The organism is Chitinimonas prasina, from assembly GCF_030160395.1.
Taxonomy (GTDB): domain Bacteria; phylum Pseudomonadota; class Gammaproteobacteria; order Burkholderiales; family Chitinimonadaceae; genus Chitinimonas; species Chitinimonas prasina.
Genome location: NZ_BSOG01000002.1, coordinates 997,783 through 1,018,046, shown reverse-complemented (window position 1 = coordinate 1,018,046; position 20,264 = coordinate 997,783). Strand labels below are relative to the sequence as shown.

General features: G+C 61.1%; 21 protein-coding genes. 16 read left to right on the top strand and 5 right to left on the bottom strand.

Annotated features, from left to right (window positions below; all coding sequences use genetic code 11):
- Window positions 1–64 precede the first annotated feature (64 nt).
- The 11 genes from QQK16_RS11735 to QQK16_RS11685 all read left to right on the top strand — a co-directional run bounded on the left by QQK16_RS11735 (window position 65) and on the right by QQK16_RS11685 (window position 8,774).
- Entirely contained in the window at window positions 65–841 is a 777-nt protein-coding gene (locus QQK16_RS11735; RefSeq protein WP_284196650.1) for a TatD family hydrolase, read from the top strand.
- Complete coding sequence (locus QQK16_RS11730) at window positions 838–1,602, top strand: MBL fold metallo-hydrolase (RefSeq protein WP_284196649.1); 765 nt, start codon at window positions 838–840, stop codon at window positions 1,600–1,602. Before QQK16_RS11735 ends, QQK16_RS11730 begins: the two co-directional genes overlap by 4 nt.
- A gap of 228 nt (window positions 1,603–1,830) precedes the next feature.
- Complete coding sequence (locus QQK16_RS11725) at window positions 1,831–3,150, top strand: NAD(P)/FAD-dependent oxidoreductase (RefSeq protein WP_284196648.1); 1,320 nt, start codon at window positions 1,831–1,833, stop codon at window positions 3,148–3,150.
- 130 nt (window positions 3,151–3,280) lie between these two features.
- Window positions 3,281–3,652 carry a 30S ribosomal protein S6 gene (gene rpsF / locus QQK16_RS11720; RefSeq protein WP_284196647.1) on the top strand — a complete coding sequence of 124 codons (372 nt, stop codon included), beginning with the start codon at window positions 3,281–3,283 and terminating at the stop codon, window positions 3,650–3,652.
- A 14-nt stretch (window positions 3,653–3,666) separates the two neighbouring features.
- Entirely contained in the window at window positions 3,667–3,975 is a 309-nt protein-coding gene (gene priB / locus QQK16_RS11715) for a primosomal replication protein N (RefSeq protein ID WP_284196646.1), read from the top strand.
- A gap of 42 nt (window positions 3,976–4,017) precedes the next feature.
- The gene (gene rpsR / locus QQK16_RS11710) at window positions 4,018–4,245 is read left to right on the top strand and encodes a 30S ribosomal protein S18 (protein WP_284196645.1); all 228 of its coding nucleotides are present in this window, start codon (window positions 4,018–4,020) and stop codon (window positions 4,243–4,245) included.
- A gap of 15 nt (window positions 4,246–4,260) precedes the next feature.
- On the top strand, window positions 4,261–4,707 hold the full coding sequence (gene rplI / locus QQK16_RS11705) for a 50S ribosomal protein L9 (RefSeq protein WP_284196644.1): 447 nt from the start codon (window positions 4,261–4,263) through the stop codon (window positions 4,705–4,707).
- Between the two features lie 201 nt (window positions 4,708–4,908).
- A complete protein-coding gene (locus QQK16_RS11700) occupies window positions 4,909–6,714 on the top strand; it encodes a sensor domain-containing diguanylate cyclase (protein ID WP_284196643.1) in 1,806 nt (601 codons plus the stop codon).
- A 126-nt stretch (window positions 6,715–6,840) separates the two neighbouring features.
- A complete protein-coding gene (locus tag QQK16_RS11695) occupies window positions 6,841–7,392 on the top strand; it encodes a DUF805 domain-containing protein (protein ID WP_284196642.1) in 552 nt (183 codons plus the stop codon).
- A 128-nt stretch (window positions 7,393–7,520) separates the two neighbouring features.
- On the top strand, window positions 7,521–8,096 hold the full coding sequence (locus QQK16_RS11690; RefSeq protein WP_284196641.1) for a DUF805 domain-containing protein: 576 nt from the start codon (window positions 7,521–7,523) through the stop codon (window positions 8,094–8,096).
- Window positions 8,097–8,222: 126 nt separating this feature from the next.
- Window positions 8,223–8,774: a DUF805 domain-containing protein gene (locus tag QQK16_RS11685; RefSeq protein ID WP_284196640.1), complete on the top strand. Its 552-nt coding sequence runs from the start codon at window positions 8,223–8,225 to the stop codon at window positions 8,772–8,774.
- A gap of 42 nt (window positions 8,775–8,816) precedes the next feature.
- On the opposite strand, the gene QQK16_RS11680 is transcribed toward QQK16_RS11685, so the two are convergent.
- The 4 genes from QQK16_RS11680 to alkB all read right to left on the bottom strand — a co-directional run bounded on the left by QQK16_RS11680 (window position 8,817) and on the right by alkB (window position 11,392).
- Entirely contained in the window at window positions 8,817–9,284 is a 468-nt protein-coding gene (locus tag QQK16_RS11680) for a tRNA (cytidine(34)-2'-O)-methyltransferase (protein ID WP_284196639.1), read from the bottom strand.
- Window positions 9,285–9,407: 123 nt separating this feature from the next.
- The gene (locus QQK16_RS11675; RefSeq protein ID WP_284196638.1) at window positions 9,408–9,917 is read right to left on the bottom strand and encodes a cupin domain-containing protein; all 510 of its coding nucleotides are present in this window, start codon (window positions 9,915–9,917) and stop codon (window positions 9,408–9,410) included.
- 53 nt (window positions 9,918–9,970) lie between these two features.
- Window positions 9,971–10,651, bottom strand: a complete 681-nt coding sequence (locus QQK16_RS11670; RefSeq protein WP_284196637.1) for a ComF family protein — start codon at window positions 10,649–10,651, stop codon at window positions 9,971–9,973.
- A 93-nt stretch (window positions 10,652–10,744) separates the two neighbouring features.
- Window positions 10,745–11,392 carry a DNA oxidative demethylase AlkB gene (gene alkB / locus QQK16_RS11665; protein ID WP_284196636.1) on the bottom strand — a complete coding sequence of 216 codons (648 nt, stop codon included), beginning with the start codon at window positions 11,390–11,392 and terminating at the stop codon, window positions 10,745–10,747.
- Window positions 11,393–11,747: 355 nt separating this feature from the next.
- Here alkB and QQK16_RS11660 point away from each other — a divergent pair, with 355 nt between their 5' ends.
- From QQK16_RS11660 to QQK16_RS11650, 3 genes are read left to right on the top strand one after another with little or no spacing between them, the layout of a single operon-like run.
- A complete protein-coding gene (locus QQK16_RS11660; protein ID WP_284196635.1) occupies window positions 11,748–13,208 on the top strand; it encodes an NAD(P)-binding domain-containing protein in 1,461 nt (486 codons plus the stop codon).
- Between the two features lie 9 nt (window positions 13,209–13,217).
- Window positions 13,218–14,441: an MFS transporter gene (locus QQK16_RS11655; RefSeq protein ID WP_284196634.1), complete on the top strand. Its 1,224-nt coding sequence runs from the start codon at window positions 13,218–13,220 to the stop codon at window positions 14,439–14,441.
- A 10-nt stretch (window positions 14,442–14,451) separates the two neighbouring features.
- On the top strand, window positions 14,452–15,525 hold the full coding sequence (locus tag QQK16_RS11650; RefSeq protein WP_284196633.1) for an FAD-dependent oxidoreductase: 1,074 nt from the start codon (window positions 14,452–14,454) through the stop codon (window positions 15,523–15,525).
- On the opposite strand, the gene QQK16_RS11645 is transcribed toward QQK16_RS11650, so the two are convergent.
- A complete protein-coding gene (locus tag QQK16_RS11645) occupies window positions 15,506–16,129 on the bottom strand; it encodes a class I SAM-dependent methyltransferase (RefSeq protein ID WP_284196632.1) in 624 nt (207 codons plus the stop codon). The two genes, QQK16_RS11650 and QQK16_RS11645, sit on opposite strands and share 20 nt — an antisense overlap.
- Before the next feature lie 749 nt (window positions 16,130–16,878).
- Here QQK16_RS11645 and lodA point away from each other — a divergent pair.
- Window positions 16,879–18,909, top strand: a complete 2,031-nt coding sequence (gene lodA, locus QQK16_RS11640) for a CTQ-dependent lysine 6-oxidase LodA (protein ID WP_284196631.1) — start codon at window positions 16,879–16,881, stop codon at window positions 18,907–18,909.
- An 8-nt stretch (window positions 18,910–18,917) separates the two neighbouring features.
- A complete protein-coding gene (locus tag QQK16_RS11635) occupies window positions 18,918–20,264 on the top strand; it encodes an NAD(P)/FAD-dependent oxidoreductase (RefSeq protein ID WP_284196630.1) in 1,347 nt (448 codons plus the stop codon).

Here is a 20,264-nt window from a genome sequence, read left to right as displayed (position 1 = left end):
AGGCAGTAGAATTGGCGGGTGTGCCAGCCGGTGCACCCACCTGCCTTGATTGAATAGAAGCTGCATGTTTATTGATTCCCACTGTCATATTGATTTTCCCGAGCTTGCCGAACGCGCGGATGAGCTGATGGCCGCCATGGTGACCAATCGCGTCAGCCATGCGCTGTGTGTATCAGTCAATCTCCCGCACTGGCCCAATGTGATTGCCATGGCGGAGCGCTATCCGCATATCTATGCCTCGGTGGGCGTACATCCTGATTACGAGGATGAAGTCGAGCCTACCGTGGCGCAATTGGTGGCGCTGGCACAGCATCCCAAGGTGATTGCGATTGGTGAGACTGGCCTGGACTACTATCGTCTGCAAGGCGACCTGGCATGGCAGCGCGAACGCTTCCGGGTGCATATCCGGGCAGCCAGGGCGACCGGCAAGCCGCTGATCGTCCATACCCGCAGTGCTTCGGACGATACCTTACGCATCATGGCCGAGGAAAATGCGGCGGAGGCCAGCGGGGTGATGCACTGCTTTACCGAATCGCAAGCTGTGGCCGATGCCGCTATTGCGCAGAATTTCTATATTTCCTTCTCTGGTATCGTCACCTTCAAGAAGGCGGAAGAGCTGAAGGAGGTGGCACGCACCATTCCGCTGGAACGCATGCTGATCGAAACCGACTCGCCCTATCTGGCGCCCATGCCTTTCCGTGGCAAACAGAACCATCCGGCGCTGGTACGCCACGTGGCCGAGCATATTGCCGACCTGCGCGGTATTGCAGTGGAGGAGGTGGCGGCGGCCACCACGGCGAATTTTGCCCGCCTGTTCAAGCTGGAGGGCAAGTTGGCGTGAATGCCGAGGTCCTGATCCTGGGGTGTGGTTCCAGCGCAGGTACGCCGGCCATAGGTTGCCACTGCGCTACCTGCAGCTCGGACGATGCGCGTAATCGCCGCAGCCGGGCATCCAGCGTGGTCACCGTGGCAGGGCTGAGTTTTCTGATCGATACCGGGCCTGATCTGCGTACCCAGGCCCTGCGTGAAGGGCTGACCAAGGTGGATGCGGTGCTCTACACCCACCAGCACGCCGACCATATGAATGGCATCGATGACCTGCGTGCCTTCTGTTATGTCAACAAGGCCGCCATGCCGGTGTTTGGCAGCGATTACACCATGGCGGACATCCACACACGCTTCCACTACACCACGCTGCCACCAGGGCCGTGGTGGGAGCTGCCTTCGCTGCAGACCACAGCCGTGCATGGCGCTTTCTGCCATCGCGGGGTGGAGATCACGCCTATTCCAGTATTGCATGGCCGCTGGCCGGTCTATGGCTATCGCATCGGCAATGTGGCCTACCTGACGGATGTCTCGGAAATACCCGAGGCCAGCTTCGCGCTGCTACAAGGGCTGGATTTACTCCTGCTCGACTGCCTGCGCGAGCAGCCTCACCACACCCACTTTGGCGTGGCGCAATCGCTTGCGGCAGCAGCGCGCATAGGCGCACGCCGTACTGTGCTGATCCATATGACCCACGAACTGGAGTACCACGCCCTGTCGCAGCGCATGCCGGCCGGGGTGGAAGTGGGGTATGACGGGATGCGGCTGGTGGCCTGATGCCTGCATGCCGGTGACCCGCCGTGTCGCCGGTCGCTAAATAGGCAGATCGCCTCTGGGTTCTGCCTATGCACTGCGATCAAACACCTGCAGTCGGTGGCTTGCACCTCATCGCCTGTTCACACGCGTGTGCGCCTGGCCAGAACCGCTATGCCGTGTTTTGTTCGCAACGATAGGCACCGCTAACGGGTAGAATGGCACTGTCCAATATATTCAACGGGGTGGTGTATGGCGGATGACAGTCGATGTCCACGTATCGTGATCGTGGGTGGTGGCGCGGGTGGTCTGGAGTTGGCCAGCCGTTTGGGCGACCGCCTGGGTAAACGGGGGCGCGCCGAGGTACTGCTGGTTGATGCCAGTCGTACCCATATCTGGAAACCCATACTGCACCAGCTGGCTGCGGGCAGCTATGACAGCCACGCTGAAGAAATTGAGTACCTGGCCCAGGCACGCTGGCACCACTTCCGGTTTCGCCAAGGTCGCCTGGCAGGCTTGGACCGCGAAGCGAGGGAAATCCTGATAGCGCCGCTGCTGGATGCCGATGGCCGGGAGATCATCGCTGCCCAGCGTGTGGGGTACGACTACCTGGTGCTGGCCGTGGGTAGCCAGACCAATGATTTTGGCACGCCCGGCGTGGCCGAGCACGCCATACGTCTGGATAACCCTGATGCCGCTCGGCGCTTTCACGAACGCCTGATTGACGCCTGTCTGCGTGCGCACAACCAGCCGGTCGAGGCAGGCAGGGGGCGCATGACGGTGGCCATTATCGGCGCCGGCGCCACTGGGGTGGAGCTGGCGGCGGAGCTGCATGCGGCTGCGCAGGTACTGGTGAGCTTTGGGCTGGAACATATCGACCCAGAGCAGGATCTCAAGATCGTGCTGGTGGAAGCCAGCCAGCGCATTCTGGCCGCCTTGCCAGAGCGCCTGTCGACCGCCGCAGCCGTTGAATTGCGCAAGCTGGCAATAGAGATTCATACCAATGAGCGGGTGGTGGAGGTGACCGAGGCCGGTGTGCGCATGGCGGGCGGCAGCTTTATTCCCAGCACCCTGACGGTCTGGGCGGCCGGCATCAAGGCGGCGGATTTTCTCAAGGAGATCGGCGGGCTGGAGACCAATCGCATTAACCAGCTGTTGGTGGCACCCACGCTGCAGACCACGCGTGATGAACGCATCTTTGCCTTTGGCGATTGTGCGGCCTGCCCCAATGGACAAGGGGGCTGGGTACCGGCGCGGGCCCAGGCGGCACACCAGCAGGCTACCCTGCTGGCACGCAATATAGAGCGCGCCCTGGCGGGCAAGCCGCTGAAGTCCTTTGCTTTTCAGGACTACGGCTCGCTGGTCTCACTTTCCACCTACTCTTCGGTCGGCTCGCTGATGGGCAGCCTGGCGCGGGGCAGCCTGTTTGTAGAGGGCCAATTGGCCAAGCTGATGTATTGGGGCCTGCACAAGCAGCATCAGCTTGCGCTTTCTGGCTTTACCCGTACCTTGCTCATTACCTTGTCGGAGTGGCTGGACCGGGTGCACCGGCCCAAGATCAAGCTGCATTGATAGTGGGTTACACAGGCAAACCGTTGATTAGCTTGCAGGGTTGACACTTTAGCGGCTAGAATGCTCGGCTTTCCACCTTGCCTTACCGTTACCGCATGACGGAAGGCTGATTAATCCGCAAGGAGATCACATGCGACACTACGAAATCGTGTTCATCGTGCATCCCGATCAAAGCGAGCAAGTGCCCGCCATGATCGAGCGCTACAAGACGATGATTACCAACGACGGCGGCAAGATCCATCGCCTCGAAGACTGGGGCCGTCGCCAGATGGCTTACCCGATTCAAAAGATGCACAAGGCACACTACGTGCTGATGAACATCGAAATCGGTCAAGGCACCCTGGACGAACTGGAACACGCGTTCAAGTTCAACGACGCTGTGCTGCGCCACCTCACCCTGAAGACCGAGCGTGCTGTTACTGAAGCATCGCCGATGATGAAGGAAGAGAAGTCCAAGTCGCTGACCACGGCTCCTGAAGCCAAGGAAGCGGCAGCAGCCTGATCAGGCCTACTGGCTTGAGCGCGCGCAACCAGGTCGTGGCCCACGGCCAAGTGCTCGATCTCCAGCCCTTGCGTTACACCCCGGCCGGCATTCCGGCGGTTGAATTCAAGCTCATGCATGAATCAACCCAGACGGAAGCCGGAGCCGAGCGGCAAATACAGTGCGAAATGCCCTGTGTATGCCTTGGTGATAAGGCCAAGGGGTTGGCGAGCCTGGCGGAGGGGTCGGAAATCCTGATCAAGGGTTTCCTGGCCGGACGAAGTCAGCGCTACAAGCACAGCCTGGTTCTGCACATAACCGACTGGAAGCGTGTCACCGAATAAATCGTGCGCGGTTCCACAGTTTTCTGAATTCAAGAGGTCATCATGTCCCGTCATCTGTTCAAGCGCCGCAAGTTTTGCCGCTTCACCGCCGAAGGCATCAAGGAAGTTGATTACAAAGACGTCAACTTGCTGAAGGATTTCATCAACGAGAACGGCAAGATCATCCCGGCTCGTATCACTGGCACCAAGGCCCGCTATCAGCGTCAGTTGTCCGACGCCATCAAGCGCGCGCGCTTCCTGGCGCTGATGCCTTACACCGACAAGCACTAAGCCGGAGCCGCCAACATGCAAATCATTCTGCTCGAAAAAGTCGCAAACCTGGGTACCCTGGGCGACATCGTCAAGGTCAAGGATGGCTACGCCCGTAACTTCCTGATCCCCCAAGGCAAGGCCAAGCGTGCAACCGACGCTAACCTGAAGGCTTTCGAAGCCCGCCGTGCCGATCTGGAAAAGCAGCAAGCCGAGATCCTGGCTGGTGCCCAAGCCCGCGCCGAGAAGCTGGTCGACTTCGCTGTCACCATCTCGCAAAAGGCTGGTGTGGATGGCCGTCTGTTCGGTTCCGTCACCAACCACGACATCGCTGAAGCCATTTCTGCTGCTGGCGTGCCGGTTGTGAAGATGGAAGTGCGTCTGCCAGAAGGCCCGTTCAAGGCCATCGGCGAATACGATGTGGTCATTGCTCTGCACCACGACGTAACGGCCAACGTGAAGGTTACGGTGGTTGGCGCCTAATCAGCGCAGCTGGTAGTAAACAAGAAAAGGGATTCGGCTAGCCGGGTCCCTTTTTTGTTGCCTGTATGTTTTACCTGTCACAGCCGCGCCCGAGATTCTATACTTCGCGAGCGCGAAAACCGGCATGGCCGTAGGGGACGCGACCACGTTGTACCCCGGCCAACCCCGACACACCGTCGTGCCAAACACTGAAGTGTATTGATGAGCAATAAGCTGACCAATCCGACCGATATTGCGCGCGAGACGCTCAAGCAGCTCGCCGTCCGCCGCGTTGCGCCCACCCCCGAGCGCTACGAGGAACTCTATTACGAAATCTCTGACGGCAAGACACGGCCTTCTGGTGGCGCTAATCTGCTGGTGGTGGAGATGGTGGCAGCTTTGCGCAAGCTCCCCAGGCAGACACCGGAGCTGTTGCGTGACCTGGCCCTGATAGAAAAGGCTGCCAGCCATGGCGATTGGGGCAGCATACCGCCCATGCTGATGCAGGCCATTGAATCCCAGGGTGGACAGGCCAGCCTGGTGCGTGCATGGGCTGAGTTGATACGTGAGCTGGTGACGCAATGGGATTTGCGCAGCCCGCATTTCACTCATTCACGCAAGCAGGAGTCGCTGGCCAAGGTCTTGCTGAATTTCGGCAACTATCCCAGTCTATTGAACGAAAAGCTGGATGCCTTGGTACGCAGCTGGGCCGATGGTTCGGGCGGGGCAGGCGATATCGAACCGGTTTCTGCCGCGCAGGCCGAAGCTGCAGCGCAGGTGGATGGGGCACCCGCCAAGGCGGTGGTCGCCGCGACCGATTGGCACCACTGGCGTGAAATGCTGGTGACCTCGCTGCGGCTGGGTATTGCCGAGCGATTGCAAACCTACCCGGACCTGGCTGAAGAGGCCATGAGCCTGGCTCAGGCGGCCGAGGCCGTGTCCAGCGAGCAAGGCCTGGAGTTCCTGGCGCAGCGGCTCAAGAAGTTCTGGGTGCAGCTCGAGCTCAAGAGTGAGCGTGACAGCCGAATCTCCACAGGCTTGATCAATTTGCTGCTGTTGCTGACCGATAATCTCGCCGCCCTGTCGGGTGAGGATACCTGGGTACAGGGCCAGATCGCAGTGGTTCGCGATATTCTGGCCCAGCCCTTGAGCATGAATCGCCTGTACGAAGCCGAGGTGGGCTTCAAGGAAGTGGTCATCAAGCAGGGGCAGCTGCGGCACAGCCTGGACGAAACCCAGGAGGCGCTCAAGAGCATGATCTCCCTGTTTATCGACCGCCTGGGCAGCATGGCGGATACCACTGGGGGCTATCACGACAAGATCGAGGTCTACGCAGACCGGATTGAAGCTACCCAGGGCATAGGGGACCTCAAGCAACTGCTGGATGAGTTGATGCAGGATACCCGCGTGATGCAGCTGGATATGGCGCGTTCACGCGAAGACCTGTTGGCAACCCGTGCCAAGGCGGAGGCGGCAGATGGCAGGGTGAAGGAGCTGGAGGCGGAACTGCGGGCCATCAGCGAGAAGGTGCGGGAGGATCAACTGACTGGTGCCTTGAACCGGCGTGGTTTTGACGAGGCCTTTGCCACCGAGATTGCACGCATGGAGCGGAGTGGCAAGCCGCTGTGCCTGGCCCTGCTCGATATCGACAACTTCAAGAAGCTGAATGATCAACGTGGACACCAGGCAGGTGATGACGCCTTGATTCATCTGGTGCAGGTCATCAAGGATGTATTGCGGCCTACCGATACCATCGCCCGCTACGGCGGTGAGGAATTCGTTGTGCTGATGCCGGAGTCGGTGCTGAGTGAGTCGGCCAATGTCATGCGGCGGGTGCAGCGCGAGCTGACCAAGCGCTTCTTCCTGCACAACAACGAGCGTGTACTGATCACCTTCTCGGCTGGTGTTACCCGTTTTATCAAGGGCGAGGATCAAGAAGCGGCGGTGGAGCGGGCTGACCAGGCCATGTATGAGGCTAAGAAATCCGGCAAGAACCAGGTCAATGTGGCCGAGCCTCCCAAGGGCTGACAGCTGGCTTGCCGGGTGCGGCATGGGGGCGGGGCTCAGGGGAGAGCCAACTGTTTCAGGCTGTGCTGGCGTTTAGCGCCAGGGTCGCTGTCCATCAATACCTTAAGTTCCTGACAGGCGCTAGGCATGGAAGCAGTCAATCCCTATGACAGCCCCACCAGTGATTTGGCGACTACCGAAGGTGGCCACTATACACCGCGCTTTTGGGCCCTGGACGGCCGCTTAGGGCGGTTGCGCTATCTGGCATACAGTCTGGCGATGGGTGCTCTGGGCTTTGCGCTGTTTATTGCCAGCGTGATGGCCTTGAGCATGATCATCAGCGGCGGCGATATAGTCATGGTGGTCATGGGGCTGGTTTGGCTGTCTGCCGCAGCCGGCCAGCTGGTGATTGCCGGTCGCCGGCTACATGATCTGGGGCGCAGCCGCTGGTGGTTGCTGCTGTGCCTATTGCCATTCATCAATCTGCTACTGCTGGCCTACCTGATCTTTGCCCCAGGACAGCCCCATGCCAATCGCTTTGGACCGGCACCGGTGGCAAATGGTGTTGGTGTGATCGTGGCTGCCTGCCTGGTACCCATGGTGGCCGTGTTGATAGGGCTGCTCGTGGTGCTGGCCGTGCAGCAGTACCAGACCTTGGAGCGGCATTCCCGCAATCTACCGGCGGCGCCGCGCAACTAGTATGTGGGGCTTTGGGTACACCGTGCTTCGGTCTCTGTGGTGCGCCGCATGCCTATGATAGATTCCCGCCTTGCCTGTGGACTGCCAGTCTGCTGGTGATATTCCTCATTTTCTCATCTGGTGTGCTCATGACGACTAACAATCCCTATCACAGCCCTAATGCCCAACTTGATCAATTGGATGATCAGGAAACCTATAGCCCGCGCTTTTTCTCGGTGGATGGCAGGCTCGGTCGCGTTCGCTACCTTGCCTATTCCATAGGTGTCAGCCTGCCGGGCTATCTGCTGATAGGCGTGTCAGCCGCAATAGCTGCAGCCAGCCAGAACTTGGGTATGGTGTTGCTCGGTGTGTCTGTTCTGCTGATGCTTGCCGGTACCTTGATTATCGTCGGTCGGCGCCTGCATGATCTGGATCTTAACCGCTGGTTTGCGTTGCTGATGCTGGTGCCGTACCTTAACGGCCTGTTTGGCCTTTACCTGCTGTTTGCGCCGGGCACCAAAGGGCGTAACCGCTTCGGCCCCATGCCCGAGCAGAACGGCAGGAGCGTGATCGTGGTGGCGTGTATCCTTCCGGCCGTGTTTATCATCGGTATCTTGGCGGCCATTGCCATCCCTCAGTACGCCGAGTACACCAAGAAGGCCAAGGCGGCACAGCAACAAGGGCAGTCTGCTGCGCCTGTGCAGATACCCGAGGCCTCGGAGTAAGCGCCTGTTCACGATCTTTTCGCCACGGCGCTGGGGAAAAATCGTGTAGAGGATCAAAGACCTAGAACAGGCGCCAAGGCGCCTGGCGGGCCAGGCTGAGGCCAGGCCCTCTCATCTGGCGTGCACATGACGACTGACAATACCTATCACAACCTAAGTGCCCAACTAGATCAATTCGCTGATCAGGAAACCTATAGCCCGCGCTTTTTCTCGGTGGATGGCAGGCTCGGTCGCGTACGCTACTTTGCCTATTACCTGGGTGCCAGCCTACTGGGTTACCTGCTGATAGCCTTGGCTGTCAAAGCAACTGCAGCCAGCTGGACCTTGGGAGTGGTGTTGCTCTGCGTGGCTATATTGCTGATGCTTGCCGGTACCTTGATTATGGTCGGCCGGCGCCTGCATGATCTGGATCTTAGCCGCTGGATTGCGTTGCTGATACTGGCGCCGTATTTTAACGTCCTGTTTGGTCTTTACCTGCTGCTTGCGCCAGGTACCAAAGGGCGTAACCGCTTCGGCGCCATGCCGGAGAAGAACGGCAGGGGTGTGATCGTGGTGGCGTGTATTGTTCCTGCAATGGTTATCCTAGGTATCCTGGTTTTTATTGCTATGCCAAACAAGACAGAACCGGAGCAAGGGCAGCCTGCTGCGCCAGCGCAGATACCCGAGGCCTCTGAGTAAGACCTTAGGCGCCGGGCGGGGCAGGCTGAGGCTAGGCCCAGTCTAGATCACACCCCCGGCAAACCCCTGCTGCCGCCATGCCTCAAACACGGTTACTGCTACTGCGTTGGACAGATTGAGGCTGCGGTTGTCGGGCCGCATGGGTAGTTTGATGCGGCGATCGGCGGCAAAGCCATCGCGTAGGTCTGCCGGCAGGCCGGCGGACTCCTGGCCGAACAGAAAAGCATCGCCGGGCTGGTAGGCTATCTGGTCGAAGCGGGTAGACCCCTTGGTGGTCATGGCAAAAATCCGCCGTCCGGCAAAGGCGGCCTGGCAGGCCTCCCAGTTCTCATGTACCTGCATTTGTGCATACTCGTGGTAATCCAGCCCTGCGCGACGCAGCTTGGCATCATCGAGTGGAAAACCCAGTGGCTTGACCAGATGCAGTTCGCAGCCGGTATTGGCGCATAGCCGTATGACGTTGCCGGTGTTAGGCGGGATTTCAGGCTGGAACAGGATGACGGCGAACATGGTGTGCGGATCTGGTTTGCAGGGTGGGGCATGATAGCAGTGCGCAGTCTGTTGGCACCGACGCCAATGGGCCGCCACGCTGTGCTCGAGGGCGTGTGGCTGGGCCCCATTATATCCTTCTGCTTAGCCGGCCAGCTTGCCGCGCAGGGCATCGGGCAGGCCATCGTGGTCACCTAGTGGCCGCTTGGGGTGATCTGGCCACCACAAACCACCTATCTCGGCATTACGCTCAGGATGCAGGGGGTAGTGCACCTGATTGTCGCTGCGCCGGGTATCGCCGACGACCAGCAGGCGCACAGTGGCATCGGTGTTATTGATGAAGGTGTGCGCCAGGCCATCGCCGGGTTTGAAACCGACACCGTCGCCGGGCGCCAGCCGGTATAGCTCGCCGTCCAGCCAGACATCCGGCGTGCCTTCAATCACATAGGCAAATTCTTCTTCTGTGCTCTCGGCGTGAGGCCATGACGTACGGCTGCCAGGCGGCAGGGTTTCATGGTGTATGCCCAAACGGCTGAGACCGAATACCCTGCCGAAGGGTGAGCCTAGGCTCAGTGATTCGGTGCTGCCGGGATAGTGGCCGGCCTCGGTTTCCTGTATCTCGGTGTAGTGCTTGATGCAGTCGGGTCTGCGCATGGTAGGTGTTCTCTGGGTTGATTTTGGACGCAGGGCTAGGCGGGTGGCCGTCCCTACAGGGTACGGGCCAGTACCCAGCAGTCTACCCGCCGGGCGCCGGCTTTCTTCAAGGCTTGGGCCAGTTCGTTCAAGCTGGCGCCTGTCGTCATGACATCGTCCACCAGGGCAAGATGTTGGCCTGCCACCTTGCCCTGTACTGCAAATGCACCCCGTATGGCACGTTGGCGTTCGTCGTGCGGCAAGCTGGCCTGCGGCGGGGTGAGCTTGATGCGGGCAACGGTTTTGTCGGCCAAGGGCAGTTGGCGCCATCTGCCCAGCTGCCTGGCTAGCTCCTGCGATTGGTTGAACCCCCGCTCGCGCAGGCGGGCAGGGTGCAGGGGCATGGGCAATAGCATATCGGGTCGGTCTACGCCCTCGGTAGCCTGCAGTAGGCCCTGGGCCAAGGCATGGGTCAGTTCTAACTGGCTACGATATTTGTAGGCAGGAATCAGCCTGTCCACGGGCCAACCGTAGCGCCATGCTGCAGTGGTCCGGTCAAACGCAGGCGGTGTCTTGATGCAAGCGCCACAGTGGCTGCCGTGCAGCGTTGGTATGGCGCACACCGGACATTGCTCGCCGCCATGCCAAGGTAGCTCGGCATGGCAGGGCGGGCACAGGCTGCGCGCACCGCTGTGGTCGCCGCACAGCAGGCAGGATTGTGGCAATAGCCGGTTGACGAGGCTGGACCAGACCATACGGGCGTTTCTCTTGCTTGGCTTGCGGGCATTCTGCCGGCTTTGTGCCCGGAACAGAAGCCGCTGCAAACACCAAGGCTCTGTAGCCACCTATCAGCCGGCTTTGCGCAAAGTCAGGTTGATGCGCTGTTCGCCCAGCACGGGGTGCAGGCCAGCCTTGAGTGGCGCCACGCCATGGTAGTGACGGCGGGCTGGGCCACCCCACACCACGATATCGCCATGGTTGAGCGGGATACGTCTTACCGGGTCGGTGCGGCGTGCGCCGCCAAACAGAAAGGTTGCCGGCAAGCCCAGCGAGATGGACACGATGGGTTGGGTGAAGTCACGCTCATCCTTATCCTGATGCAGCGACAGGCGGGTGCCCGCCAGATAGCGGTTGATCAGGCAGGCATCGGGCTCGAACCCGGCAAAGCCCGCCAGATCCGCGGCCTGCGCTGCCAGTTGCTGCAAGGATGGCGGCATGGCAGGCCAGGGCTGGCCGCTGGTGGGGTCTTGCGCGCAGTATCGATAGCCATGGCGGTCGCTGATCCAACCCAACTGGCCGCAATTGCTCATGGCGACCGACATGGTCTGGCCGCCTGGGGTGAGCATATGGCGCAGTGGTGCCGCCACCAGCAGTTGCGCCACGGTTGTCAGCAGGCTGTCGGCTTGCATCAGGGCTTGGCCGCGCAATACCACGGCGCCTGGTATCAGGTGTTCCTGCCAGATGGCGGGTTGATCGGCAAACAGGTCGGGTGTCATCGGTCGGTATTCGGGGGAGTGCGAAGGGTGCGCCGGGAGCCGTCATCACAAACCAGCGCAGGGTTCTGGCTAGAGGTGCAAGCCCAGCGGACAGTACGCGGGTACGGCAAGTTCGCACAATAGCGCCAGAAAGCTTTTGTCTGCAGCGCTGAGTATGACGATGCCCCCAGTGTACGCCTTGGCGTAACCCAGGTTTGGTGGATGCGCCTGTCGGGTGATTGATTCGATATTTTTGGAATTATCTTGACTTGATGTTTTTGTATCTATTATTCTAGAAGTGTAGAAATAATGACTTGGCGACTTGATGTCTATCGATTGGGTCGCCGCCCCCTCATAACCGACCAAGGAGCCTGCGATGACTTCCCCTTTGATTCAGCAATACGGTGTGGCCATATTGGGTGCCGGCCCGGTTGGCTTGGCTGCGGCGGCGCATATGCTGGTCCGTGGTATCAGGCCCACAGTATTTGAAGCGGCGGAATCGGTGGGCAGCAGCATGCGTGCGGTGGCACATGTCCCGCTGTTTTCGCCTTGGCGCTACAACATCGATCACGCTGCGCGCAGCCTGCTGGAACAGGGCGGTTGGCAAGCCCCCGATCTGGATGCCTTGCCCACGGCGGGCGAGCTGGATCAGTTCTATCTGCAGCCCTTGGGTAGGGCCTTGCGCGAGCAGATCCAGCTCAATAGCCGAGTGCTGGCGGTATCGCGCCTCGGTATGGACAAGATCAAGACGGCAGGCCGCGACCAAGCTCCTTTTCTGCTGCAGATCGAGCGCGATGGCGGCGTGAGCGAGCATTTGGCCGGTGCCGTGCTGGATGCGACCGGGACCTGGGCCATGCCTAACCCGCTAGGTGCCAATGGGCTACCGGCGATTGGTGAGACTGCACACGCCGACCGTATCCGCTATGGCATACCCGACGTGTTGGGCAAGGACCGCGCACGCTATGCCGGTAAGTGCGTGCTGGTGGTTGGTGCTGGCCATTCTGCCGCCCAGGCGCTGCTGGCGCTTGCCGATCTCGGCCAGCAGGACGAGCGCACCCGCGTGCATTGGGCAGTACGGGGCAACAATCTGCGCCGTGTATTTGGCGGGGGCGAGGCTGACCAGCTGCAGGCGCGGGGCGAGTTGGGCCAGCGCCTGCAGCGCTTGATTGAGCAGGGGCGCCTGACAGTGCATACCGAGTTCCGTATTGCATCCATGCAGGCCGGCCTGACCGGGCTCACCGTCCGCGCCCATACTCCGCAGGGCCTGACCGAACTGACGGGGGTGGATGAGGTGATCTGCGCCACCGGTTCGCGCCCTGACCTGGCACTGACGCGCGAACTACGGGTGCGGCTGGATGCCTGGCTGGAGAGCTCCGAAGCCTTGGCACCGCTGATAGACCCGAATGAGCACAGCTGCGGTACGGTGCGCCCCCATGGCCACCGTGAGTTGGCGCACCCCGAACCGGGTTTCTATGTGGTGGGCGCCAAGAGCTATGGGCGTGCACCGACTTTTCTGATGGCGACCGGCTACGAGCAGGTGCGCTCGGTGGCCGCCGCCCTGGCGGGTGACCTGGCTGCTGCCGAAGATGTACGGCTGGACCTGCCTGAAACCGGTGTCTGTAGTGCTGGCTTGCCTGGCATGGTGGAGCAGGGCGCTTGTTGCGTTGCCATGCCGGCTGCGGCGATGGTGGCCAGCACCTGCTGTGGTGGCGCCGCGCCGGTAGGCATCGACGCTTGCTGCGCACAGGACGCTGCCGCCAAGCAGACCGGCAAGGCGGGCTGCGGTTGCGGTGTGCCCGCCGACAAGGCCGGGCACGCTGTGGCAGGCTGTTGCTGAGTGCCGCCCGTGCAAAACACGCATTCCCGCTCGCCCGGCATGCGTGCGCTATGGTTGCTGGCGCCAGGGCAGGTGATTTCGTGGGGTACGCTTTACTACGGTATTACCTTCCTGGCGCAACCCATACAGACCAGTACGGGCTGGAGCCTGCCGGGTATATTCGGCGCGTATTCGGCGGGCCTGTTGCTGGCGGCCTTGTGTGCTCCGCTGGCTGGGCAGCTACTGGCCCGCCATGGTGGCCGTTGGGGGCTCAGCCTGGGTTCTGTCCTTGCCAGCCTCAGCCTGGCTGGCCTCGCGGCGGCATCGGGCCCTTACACTTTCCTGCTGGCCTGGTTACTGGCTGGCGTGGCCATGGCGCTTACCCTCTACGAGGCGGCCTTTACCGCGCTGCACGAGTTTGCGCATACCGAGTTCAGGCGGGCCATGACCCTTCTTACCCTGGTGGGCGGTTTTGCCAGCACGGTGTTCTGGCCACTCTCCTACTGGCTGGAGGGGCTGTGGGGTTGGCGTCTTACCCTGCTTGGCTATGCCGCATTGCACGTTTTGGTCTGCTTACCCTTGCATCGTGCGCTGCCCAGGGTGGTGCCCGCAGTGGCCGCCACCGAGGTCTCGCCCGCTGACATGCCATGGATGCAGATGCTGCGCTCGCCGGCTTATTGGGGGCTTGCCGTTGCCATCGGCATGACGGCCTTGCTAGGGGGTACCTTGTCGGCACACGCCGGCCTGCTGTTGGCTGATCGTGCGGTGAGTCCCACGCTGATCATGCTCAGTGTCACGCTGTTTGGCCCCATGCAGGTGGCAGGACGCTTGCTGGACATGCTGCTGGCACAGCGTCTGTCGGTGCGCTGGAGTGGCTATGTGGCCCATCTGATGCTGCCGACGGCGATGGTGCTCCTGCTGCTGGCCAAACAGGCGCCTTGGCTGGCAGTGCTGTTTGCCTGCCTCTATGGCGCCAGCAATGGCGTGCTCACCATCGTTCGCGGCATGGCGCCAGCTGAGTTGCTGGGCAGTGCCAACTATGGTGTGGCGCTGGGCTGGGTATCGGCACCAGGGTTGTTTGCCCGAGCCCTGGCGCCTGCCATGGCCGCATATGGCCTGGCGCAGTGGGGCGGATCGGCTACCTTGCTCGGGCTGACCTGCCTGGGCGTACTGGGCTGGGCTGCCTTCGTCTTTGCCTATCGGGCCAGGCCCGCTACGGCGCCACTGCACCGCGTTCAAGCCAAGCAAACTTAAGCGAGATTATATGGAACACGTTGACGTCATCATCATTGGTGCGGGCCAGGCTGGCCTGGCTGCGGGCTATCATCTGCAGCGGGCAGGTTACCGTTTTCTGCTGCTGGAGGCAGGCACCCAGGCCAGCGGCGCATGGCGGGGTTATTACGACAGCCTGACGCTGTTCTCGCCCGCCCGCTACTCCGCCTTGCCTGGCTTGGCGTTTCCGGCTGCGCCGGGCCACTATCCCAGCCGGGATGAGGTAGCAGGATACCTGGAGGACTATGCACGTCATTTCGACCTACCCATACGGTATGGTCAGCGTGTCAGCACGGTCAGGCGGGAGGGTGGCGGTTTCTGGCTGCAGACGGCCGAGGGTAAAGGCTATGTCGCCCGCGCCGTGATTGCCGCTTCTGGTGCTTTTGGTACGCCCTTCATGCCGTCGATTCCCGGTCTGGCCGATTTTGGTGGCCGTGTGCTGCACAGCGGCAGCTATCGTGATCCTGCCGATTTTGCTGGGCACAGGGTCGTGGTGGTGGGTGGGGCCAACTCGGGCGTGCAGATTGCCTGCGAGCTGGCGGACACGGCCGATGTCAGCTTGGCTACGCGCCGGCCTATACGTTTTTTTCCGCAGCGGGTGCTGGGGCTGGATTTTCACTTCTGGCTGGCCGCTACCGGCTTGGAGCGCACTCGCTGGCTGGACGACCAGAGTACGCCAGTGCTGGATGACGGCCGTTATCGCCGTGCTATCAAGTCTGGTAAGCCCGCCCGCCGGCCCATGTTCCGCGAGGCGGTGGCTGACGAGGTGGTTTGGGCCGATGGCAAGCGGGAGCGAGTCGATACCCTGCTGTTCGCTACCGGTTTCCGGCCCCATATGCCCTACCTGGCTGATCTCGGCGTGGTGACGCCAGAGGGCTTGGTACGGCAGCACCAGGGTATCGCGCTGGATGTGCCTGGTCTGTATTTTGTCGGGCTGTCGCGCCAACGTAATTTCGCCTCTGCCACTTTGCGCGGGGTAGGGCCGGATGCAGCCTGGCTGATGTCGCACCTGGCAGCCCATCTGCAATCGACCAAGCTCCAGTCTGCTAGGGCTTGGCCCGCCTGAACACCCCATAGAGGAATTGCTGGGTCGTGCCGAAAGGTGTTTGATGCGGCTCAGTAAAGCTGTCGAGCAAGGTGAACTGCGGGCCCAGCTCTCGCTGCAGACTTGCTGCATCGTAGCGGACGATATCCAGGCCGCTGCATTTCAGCGGGCCGTCAGGGCCAAAGGTCGCCATGATGGCATGGCCGCCAGGCTTGAGTGCGTGGGCCAACTGGCGGACATAGGCCTGCCTGGCCGCCGCTGTAGTCAGGAAGTGGAACACTGCCCGGTCGTGCCATAGGTCGTAGTGCGCTGTGTCCAGCCTGACAGACGCGATATCAGCCACCAGCCAGTGTACCTGTGCGGCATGTGCGCCCAGCCTTTGCCGGGTTACATCCACGGCTGCTTGCGAGATATCCAGCACGCTCAGCTGCGTGTAGTCGTCGGCCAGCAGATCATCCACCAGCGTGGCTTCGCCGCCGCCGACATCTATGATGGCCGCGTCCTTGCTCGGCGACAGTTCGCCGATAAGCCGCAATGAGGTGACCAGATGCGGGCTGTACCAGCTAACGGCATCAGGCGCCTTGGCCTGGTATACCGATTCCCAATGCAGTTTGATGTCTGTCATGGCTAGCGCCGCTAAAAAACCTTCTGGCGTTGTTGTGCGAGCTTACCGTACCCACGTACTGTCAGCTGCGCGCGCCTAGCCAGAACCGCTACGCTTGGTTTTATTAGCGACTCAGAGGGCGTAGGGCACTTGCTATGGCGTGGGTAGCTTGTATCGCAGCCGGACTGGATGCAAGCCACTAGCAGCCTGGCACCCACTTTTTTCATCTTACCCTTTCAATTCTGTAATTCCCTCCTACGATACCTGTTGGACGGGTGGCGATGTGGCCAGCCGGGTTCTGATGGGCGCCAACAGGCGCCGTATTGGGGCTCAAGCCATCGTACCGTTGCACTGATTCAGCCCCAAGACCAGCCGCGCCAGTAGTTCATAAAAAAGCGGCGGTCCTATCCATATACAAGGAGGAACGGCAAAGATGGCATCCATCGACACCGTCAGCTACGACACCTGCAGTATTCCCGCGCCTGAGTACAGGCCAGCCTTCTTCGCTAGCCCCACTACGGCGTCGCGCCGTACTGGTTCAGCTACCACCCCGTAAGCTTTCGCTACTGCCTAAACCTTTCCCCGCCTCCGAGCGCCCAATCAGGCTGCATGGGGTGCAAGGATGGGCACTGCACGGCGCAGGCTGGCGGGCGCGCTTTATCCGCCGCAGATCGCACCCAAGAGGCGAGCAGCAAACGCACGGCGCGCAAGCGTCGGGCACCAGTAGAGCACCGGCGAACGCCGGATTCATGTTCATAGAGGAGGGCAGCATGACCAGTAGTTTTTCCATACACCCCAAGGTGGGGGTCGCGCGTATTGGCAACAGCCAGACTGATTTCTACCTTGGCCCGGAGACCTTGGGTGGCTTACCCATAGCCTGTCACGCCAACGGTGATCCGGTCGTCGTTGATGGCCAGATCCAGTATGTCAGGCAGTTCAAGGACGCTATCGGCGGTATCAAGCGGCAGGCCGCACGGTTCAAGATTTTCGAGCACAGCGATGGCAAGGCCGCAGAGATCACCCTGGCTGATCCGCGTATCGAGAAGATCGTCTGGACATCGCATATCGCCAACAAGAAACCAATCTGGTTTACTTTTTCCGAGCTGACTGGTGACCTCGAGTTTGGTGATTGGAACAACTACGTTGATCAGCATGTACCGCTCAACAACGGCAGCGTGACCAATCCGGCTGATCGCAAGGCGCTGATGATAGACCCAGGCCCGCGCAGCATAGCCAAGCCTGGCGAGCAGGTAGCGTTCTCACGCTATAACCCGCCGGCCGACTACCCGCATTTCTCCTTCCCGCCTGATAGCCTAAACCCGGCTATCAATTCGCTGGGCGAATTGCGCATGGATACAGCGGGTCGGCTTATCCTGCTGGGCGGTTTCGGCAATTCAGCCGGCACCACCACGCTATCGAGCTTCCGTGGCGCCAGCGATTGGTGGGATGACGTTTCCGATGGTTATGTCCAGGCAACTCTGTATTTCAAGGACGGCAGCAAGATCGAGCTTGAGCCCGCATGGGTGATCGTAGGCAGCCCCAAGTTTGCGCCGGAGCTGGTCAATATCGTGACGCTGGACGACACCGTCTACGATATTTCGGTGCGCTTCCTGAACTACGCACCCGACATCTACGACGCCAAGAAGTGGCCTATCCCTGCCGATCGCTACGATCCGTTTGCCGGCTTCAACCCGGACTATCGGCCAAATTTCGAGCGCGATATCCTGCCCATCATCAAGCGGCCAGAAGGGTATCGCTGGGTGGCGCAAACCCCATCCATGGTGGACTTCGTCAACCCGCCATTCGATATCCGCGATGCATCCGAAGGGAATCGCGCCAATCGTGAGAACTACTTCGCCCACTATCGGGTGCCGGTGCCGCCGCAGTCCTACCGCTTCATGGATCAGGTCAAGAACGGCCCCAATACGCTGTTTGCAGAGGACGGCGTACCGCTGATGCCGCTCAATTCCGGCGACAACTCGGTGACCAATCAGCTGATCTACAAGTTCATGACGCTGAGCCCCACCCAGTATTTCTTCCTGCATCAATGGTCCAAGGGCAAGTTCGACCTTGGCTGCGCGCCACCCGATCTGCGCCAGGGTGTGACCGAACTGGACCGCGCGGTGATCGGCAACCTGGTGGGTGCGCCGTTCTCGCCCGGTATCGAGACCACCTGGATAGTTCGTACGCCACAGCTCTACCGTACGCCGTATGCCTATGATATTGCGCACTGGACAGGTAGCGAGGCGGCATTCAGCGAGTACTACCGCACCAACGGCCTGTCGCTGACCAGCGATCCGCAAAACGGGGATGGGGCCGAGCCGGGCGACCTGACCAAGCGCATGGCCATACCCTGGCAGGCTGACTTCTTTGACTGCACGGTGCAGACGCCCAACGTCAACAACCCGGCCATCAATCAAAGCCCTGCCGATGATGGTGTCGAAGTGCCGCCCGCGTTCTACGTTTACTGGTGGCCGCCACAAAGCCCCATGCATGTCATTGCAGGGGATCTGGACCCCGGTAACCAGGTACTGGATGGCTATGTCAGCAGCCAGCCGGCGCAGTTCTCGGGCGTCAATGGCCTCACGCTCAATGTGCAGTCGCAAGGGGGCTTCAGTATCACGGCCGCCGGCCAGCCTGTGCTGTATGCGCGGGGGATCAATTCCTTCAATCAGATGACGGCGGCCTGGAAGGACCTGGGCTTCATCGTCAATGTCGGCCCGCAGGACTACCGCTATTTTGTCGAGAAGGAGCGCAATACCACCTATCTCGCCCAGGGTGCGGCATTGGGCAACAAATAGGGCCAAGTATGAACAAGACGTTCGACATTGCCGTGGTAGGCGGCGGACCTGCCGGTGCGGCTACCGCGCTGAGTATCCGCCGACAATCCGGTCTGACGGTCGCCTTGGTAGAGAAGACAGATTACGGGCAGCCGCGCGTAGGGGAGACCCTCTCGCCCGGCGCCCGTTCCCTGTTGGAGTATCTGGAGGCATGGCCGGCGTTTGAACAGGCCGGCCACGCCCCTGCCTATGGCAATGCAGCTGCCTGGGGTAACGATGCCATCTATCAGCGCGATTTCATGTTCACCCCATTTGGCCATGGCTGGCATCTGGATAGGCGCCGCTTTGATGCCGACCTGGTGGCCACGGCCGGGCAGAAGGGTGTGGTGGTCTACCGCAATACCCTGCTGGAGCATGTAGAGCGCGAGGACGGTGGCTGCCGCCTGCGCTTGCGCCAAGGCGAGGACACGATGGGCCTGACTGCCCGATTTGTGGTGGATGCCAGTGGCAAGGGGCAGGTGGTAGCGCGCAAGCTGGGGGCGGAACGCCAGCTGATCGACAATATGGTGGCATTGGTGGCCGAGTACCCGGCCATGCCCGATGCCGACACCTTTACCCTGGTAGAGCCCTGCGCCCAGGGCTGGTTCTATTCAGCCTGCTTGCCGGCTGAGGCGGGTGGGCGAACCTGGTGGGTCGCCTTGATGACGGATGCCGACCTGATACAGCAGCATGAACTGCGTGTGCCGGAGGTATGGTGGCGCTTGCTCAATGGCGCCCGGCATACCATGGCGAGGCTGGCCGGTGCGCAGGCACCAGCGCGCCTGCAGGTGGTGAGTGCCCACTCTGCCTTGCTTGAGCCGCTGTATGGGCAGGATTGGGTGGCGGTGGGGGATGCGGCAGGCAGCTATGACCCACTTTCGTCCAGCGGCATAGTCCGGGCGCTGGATGCGGGCATCCATACCGGCCAGGCGGTTGTCCAGGCGCTGGTAGGCAATAGGGCCGCGTTGGCGCAACTGGCCGAGCGCCATGTGGGCGCCTATCAGCAATACCTGGGCACGCGGGCAAGTTACTACCAGATGGAACAGCGCTGGCCCGACAGTAACTTCTGGCGCCGGCGTCAGGCAGTGGTGACGCTGGCGCCGGACTGCCAGCTGGTGTCGGTGCACAAGGCTGTCGATGCAGTGGCCTGGCCCGCTGATCTGCAGCCCCTTGAACCTGCCAGCCTGCTCAGTGCCTGCAGCACGACGACCCCTGCAGCAGCCGTGGTGGCCGCCCATCCACAGCGCACCGAGGTGGGCGATGAACGCATCATCCTGGGCCTGCAATGGTTGCTGCAGGCAGGCTTGCTGGCCATTGCCAAGCCAAGCACGGCTTGA